Source organism: Anaerotignum sp., from assembly GCF_045122575.1.
Classification (GTDB): Bacteria; Bacillota; Clostridia; order Lachnospirales; family Anaerotignaceae; genus Anaerotignum_A.
Window position 1 is genome coordinate 1 of sequence record NZ_JBGVHV010000041.1, and the last position, 4,783, is coordinate 4,783.

The following is a 4,783-nucleotide window of genomic DNA, read 5'->3' on the forward strand; positions in this document are numbered from 1 at the left end:
GCCAGTTTCTGAATGGACAGGGGTTCAAATACCCTTTCCTTCATAATATCGGAAACGTGGTTTTCCACGCCGTTTTCCACTTTATAATTTTCTACCATCTCTACGATCTGGGCACGGTCCTTTGTGCCGATGACAAGGTTGACCCCTTCCACCTGCACCAGTTCCTGTGGTGCTGTCTGGGCATAGCAGCCCACCACCGCCACGATGGCATTTTCATTCTGTCTTTTTACCTTACGGATCAGCTGACGGGATTTTTTATCCCCGAAATTCGTTACCGTGCAGGTATTGATCACATATACATCAGCCTCTTCATCGATGCCGACGATCTCATAGCCCTTTTCTGCGAACAGCTCCGCAATGGCTTCGCTTTCATACTGATTTACTTTACAGCCTAAGGCAAAACTTGCCGCTTTTTTCATAATTCTTCTCTCCTTCAGGCTCAGATTCCGGTGAATTTACGAATCTCTTTCACCACGCCGCCTTCGTTATTGCTGCCCGCCAGATAACGGGCTTTTTTCTTCACACCTTCAACAGCCCCTGCCATAGCAAAGCTGTAATGGGCTCTGTCAAACATGTCTACGTCATTATACTGGTCGCCGAACACCATAGTTTCCTCCGGTGTAATGTCCCACATTTCCTGCAGCACTTCCACGGCAGCGCCTTTGTTGACACCATAGATCCCCGTATCCATGCTGCCTTCGCCGCTGGTCACCAGATTCAGACTCTCATCCAGCGCCGCCCGCACCCTGCGGAACATGGTCACCGTATCTTCGCCATTCAGCACAATCATGGAAATTTTGATGATATCATCCTCGATGGCGTATAAATCATCGGTCATAGCCATTTTATAATTGAACTTGGGGGACTCCAGAAATTCCTTCATCTCCGGACTTCTGGTATAGGTCACATGCTTTGCACATACCACAGGTTCCATCCCCTCTACAGCAAAAGCCGCATCCAGAGACATCTTCACCTGCTCCTTCGTCATGCATCTGGCATAAAGTTCTTTTCCGTTATCCATGATGAAAGCCCCGTTTTCCGAACAGAGAACAACATCCTTCACATGTTCCTGAAAATCCTTGCACAGACTGGGATACTGTCTGCCGCTGGCAACCACAAATCGGATCCCCTTTTCCTTCAGCTTCGGCAAAAGCGCATAAATATTTTCATCTATTTTCTTTTCATCATTCACCAATGTACCATCCATATCGGATACGATCAGCCTGATCATCATTCTTTTCTCCTTCGTCCCTTTTTCCTTTGTTAATTGATGCGGAAGAACAGGGGCAGTAGTTTCATGGCCACCGTCACATCTTTCCCGGAAAGCCAGACCAGATGTTTTCTCATTTCTTCCCATTTTTCCTTTTTCGTCATCACCCGGGCGCAAATGTTTTCCATTTCGTCCAGATGACCGATGATATCCTCCCGTTCTGCCCGGGAAAGACAATCCATCATGCCAAGATCCAGACGGACGGCAGTAAAATCTGCTTCAAAATCCAGTTCCTGTCTGTCCTTCGCCATGTAATATTCCATCAGGCCTTCGTTGCTGCAGCCATTTTCCCGAAAGCCTTTCAGTCGTTCCATCATTACTTTTACGTTTTCCCGATAGACCTCCGCCAGATCTGCCGTGTCTTCGTCAGACTGGATCACGCTGAGGCCCTTCATAAAACCATCGATCTGATCGCCGTAATGTTCCATCAGGCGATAAAACAACCCCTCCATGGCATCACTGTCATAGGAGGATGCATCCCAGACGGCTTCCGCGTGCGCAATATCTTCATCCACTACTACAAAAATATCCTTTTCCTCTTTCATATCTGCCACCGTCCTTTCTGCAATCGATTATCTTTTAGTATAGCATACTTACCGCCGCAATAGCAAGAATTCATACTATTTCTCTCATCTTTCGTTTCATTTGAAAATCCCTTCTCTTTATGATATGATATATGGACAATCGTTTTCCGAAGGGAGTACTGCCGATGAAAGCATATCAGCATAAGGTGCAATATTACGAAACCGACAAAATGGGCATTACCCACCACTCCAACTATATCCGCTGGATGGAGGAAGCCCGTACCGTTTTTCTGGAAGAATACGGCTGGCCCTATGATAAAATCGAGGAAGCCGGCGTCTTTTCCCCTGTGACCGCGGTGGACTGCCGCTACAAATGCAGCACCACCTACGCCGAAGTGATCGATATCACCGTTTCCGTACTGGAATGCAAAGGGGTAAAGCTGAAATTGAAATACGAAATGAAAAAGCCTGACGGCCGTCTGGCCTGTGAAGGCTATTCCGAACATTGCTTCCTAAATGCAGAAGGCAGATTTATCCGCCTGCAGAAGGAACAGCCCCAGCTGTATCAGTTGCTGAAAGATTTAGAACTGCAGGAATAAAAGCACCCTTGACTGGTTGCTTCGCAAAACGAAACCAAACAGAATTTTAACAAAAGAGGATTTGAAATATGACCGCTTCCAATTTATAATCGAAGTGTGCCATAAAAAAGGATCCCAAGAAGAAAGGAATAATATCATGATCGATTTTAACGAAAAAAAAGGTTTTATCTGTGATATGGACGGTGTCATCTACCACGGCAATCAAATCCTGCCCGGCGTTGCTGAATTTATCGACTGGCTGCACCGCGAAAATAAAGAATATCTTTTCCTGACCAACAACAGCGGCTATACACCCAAAGAATTACAGCAGAAGCTGGCTCGTATGGGTCTGGATGTTTCCGAAGAACATTTCTACACCAGCGCACTGGCAACAGCTGCTTTCCTGAAAAAACAGGATCCCGGCTGTTCCGTTTATGCCATTGGCGAAGCCGGCCTGCTGAATGCTCTTTATGATGCAGGCATCACTATGAATGACGTAAATCCCGACTATGTAGTCGTAGGCGAAAGCAAGAGCTACTCTCTGGATACGCTGACAAAGGCAACCAATCTGGTGCTGAAGGGTGCAAAACTGATCGGTGCCAACTCCGACCTGACAGGCCCCATCGAAAACGGCATCATGCCCGCCTGCCGCGCGCTGGTTGCTCCCATTGAACTGGCAACAGGCAAACAGGCTTATTTCTGCGGCAAACCCAATCCTCTGATGATGCATACCGGTCTGGAAATTCTGGGCTGCCATTCCGCAGAAGCCGTTATGGTCGGCGACCGCATGGATACAGACGTGGTCGTTGGTATGGAATCTGGTATGTCCACCGTTCTGGTACTTTCCGGCGTTTCCACCCGCGAAACCGTTGATACATTCGCTTATCGCCCCTCCATCATTCTGGACGGCGTTGGCAGCATCGTGGATGTAGCTGAAAGACAGAAAAAATAATTCCAAACAGAAAAAGCACGAGCTTTGCAAAGCCCGTGCTTTTTTGTTTCCTTTTTTCTTATTCGTCTTCATCCTCGATGATGACTACCATACCGCCCATTCTTCTGTTCAGTTCTTTTCTTGTGATCTTGATGATATTGGGCACTACGCCGTCAGGCTGTTCTTCGATGAAGTATGCATCTTCCTTATCACAGTCGTTTTCATCCAGCCAGCCGCTGAAGTAGGACATGATGGAGCGCATGATTTCTACACTGTGGCCCCAGTAGTCCAGATCCAGGAACACCATTCTTGCCTTGTCGCCTGTTCTGGAGAATTTACGGCTTTTGTAAACCATTGTGAACAGTCGTCTTTCTTCGCCTTTATAGGTGAAGTAAACAGCCATTTCGTTGCTTTCGCCAAAACGGTTTTCATAACGGTTTACTTTTGCTTCGGGGTCAAAATATTTTAATACAAACTGATAGATCTGTTCCAGTTCGATTTCCTTTGTGATATAACCATGAGTTTTTGCTGTCATTGAAGATCCTCCCTTCATTATAACAAATCACATTTTTCCAAGCATTTTTTCTACCAGATCACTGCTGCGTTTTGCTGCCAGCAGCACAAACTGGTCAAAGGACATATTTGCTTCTTCATCCGCACTGTCGGAAATGGCACGGATCACCACAAAAGGAATACGGTTCAGCCAGCATGCATGGGCAATGGCTGCGCCTTCCATTTCCGCACAGTCACCCTGTACGTACTTTTTGATGCGTTCCTTTCCTTCTTTTGTGCCGATAAACTGGTCTCCGCTGGCAACGCGTCCCAAAATAACTTTATATTCCTCCTGAGATTCCGCCGCTGCTTCCTGTGCGATCTTCACCAGCATTTCGTCTGCCTTGAAATAGCTTTCCGCCAGTCTGGGGATCGTACCCACAGGGTCACCCAGAGCAGAAACATCCATATCATGCTGCACGGCATCTGTGGAGATCAGAATATCACCGATGCCCAGTTCTTCATTCAGAGCCCCCGCGCATCCTGTGTTGATGATATAGTCTACGCCAAAATGGTCAATCAATACCTGTGTGCAAACAGCCGCATTGACCTTACCGATGCCGCTGATGACCAGCACAACGCTGTTGCCGCAATATTTCCCGATATGGAAATCCAGACCAATGACGTTTTTTGTCGTCACGATCTCGACCTTTTCTTTCAGATATGCCATTTCTTCAGACATCGCGCCGATGATGCCGATCGTTTTCATTTCCATTTCATCTCCTGTCTCTATTTTTTCCCGACTTTCCGGCAAAATACGCCACAAAAAGCCGTTTGTATTCTTCTCATACACAATTCATTGTATCACATTTTCCCCGCCTACTGCAACCCCTCCCCCTTTTCTAACGATTTCTTAAGTTTTTCTCCAATCCGTTGCAAAAAGCAGTCTTCTTCTGTATACTGGTATGGAAACTTTTTAAGGAGTATC

At 46.7% G+C, this 4,783-nt stretch carries 6 protein-coding genes and 1 pseudogene; 2 read left to right on the forward strand and 5 right to left on the reverse strand.

What is annotated here, in order from left to right:
- From ACJMLT_RS01735 to ACJMLT_RS01745, 3 genes and pseudogenes are all read right to left on the reverse strand, one after another.
- Positions 1-419, reverse strand: a pseudogene (locus ACJMLT_RS01735) (tRNA (N(6)-L-threonylcarbamoyladenosine(37)-C(2))-methylthiotransferase MtaB); the annotation flags it as partial.
- A 20-nt stretch (positions 420-439) separates the two neighbouring features.
- Positions 440-1,234 carry an HAD family hydrolase gene (locus ACJMLT_RS01740; RefSeq protein ID WP_405725671.1) on the reverse strand — a complete coding sequence of 265 codons (795 nt, stop codon included), beginning with the start codon at positions 1,232-1,234 and terminating at the stop codon, positions 440-442.
- Positions 1,235-1,263: 29 nt separating this feature from the next.
- Complete coding sequence (locus ACJMLT_RS01745; protein ID WP_405725674.1) at positions 1,264-1,815, reverse strand: hypothetical protein; 552 nt, start codon at positions 1,813-1,815, stop codon at positions 1,264-1,266.
- Positions 1,816-1,979: 164 nt separating this feature from the next.
- On the opposite strand from ACJMLT_RS01745, the gene ACJMLT_RS01750 reads away from it, so the two are divergent.
- Positions 1,980-2,393, forward strand: coding sequence for an acyl-CoA thioesterase (locus tag ACJMLT_RS01750; RefSeq protein WP_405725677.1), 414 nt, complete (start codon positions 1,980-1,982; stop codon positions 2,391-2,393).
- 136 nt (positions 2,394-2,529) lie between these two features.
- The gene (locus ACJMLT_RS01755) at positions 2,530-3,324 is read left to right on the forward strand and encodes an HAD-IIA family hydrolase (RefSeq protein ID WP_405725680.1); all 795 of its coding nucleotides are present in this window, start codon (positions 2,530-2,532) and stop codon (positions 3,322-3,324) included.
- A 58-nt stretch (positions 3,325-3,382) separates the two neighbouring features.
- On the opposite strand, the gene ACJMLT_RS01760 is transcribed toward ACJMLT_RS01755, so the two are convergent.
- Together ACJMLT_RS01760 and ACJMLT_RS01765 are read right to left on the reverse strand one after the other, a co-directional pair.
- On the reverse strand, positions 3,383-3,838 hold the full coding sequence (locus ACJMLT_RS01760) for a hypothetical protein (protein WP_405725683.1): 456 nt from the start codon (positions 3,836-3,838) through the stop codon (positions 3,383-3,385).
- Positions 3,839-3,865: 27 nt separating this feature from the next.
- On the reverse strand, positions 3,866-4,570 hold the full coding sequence (locus ACJMLT_RS01765) for a 5'-methylthioadenosine/adenosylhomocysteine nucleosidase (RefSeq protein WP_405725686.1): 705 nt from the start codon (positions 4,568-4,570) through the stop codon (positions 3,866-3,868).
- Positions 4,571-4,783: the final 213 nt, after the last annotated feature.

Excerpts from the sequence above, each read along its gene's own strand:
- ACJMLT_RS01740 (WP_405725671.1), bottom strand. The coding sequence starts at position 1,234 with ATGATGATCAGGCTGATCGTATCCGATATGGATGGTACATTGGTGAAT.
- ACJMLT_RS01745 (WP_405725674.1), bottom strand. The coding sequence starts at position 1,815 with ATGAAAGAGGAAAAGGATATTTTTGTAGTAGTGGATGAAGATATTGCG.
- ACJMLT_RS01750 (WP_405725677.1), top strand. The coding sequence starts at position 1,980 with ATGAAAGCATATCAGCATAAGGTGCAATATTACGAAACCGACAAAATG.
- ACJMLT_RS01755 (WP_405725680.1), top strand. The coding sequence starts at position 2,530 with ATGATCGATTTTAACGAAAAAAAAGGTTTTATCTGTGATATGGACGGT.
- ACJMLT_RS01760 (WP_405725683.1), bottom strand. The coding sequence starts at position 3,838 with ATGACAGCAAAAACTCATGGTTATATCACAAAGGAAATCGAACTGGAA.
- ACJMLT_RS01765 (WP_405725686.1), bottom strand. The coding sequence starts at position 4,570 with ATGGAAATGAAAACGATCGGCATCATCGGCGCGATGTCTGAAGAAATG.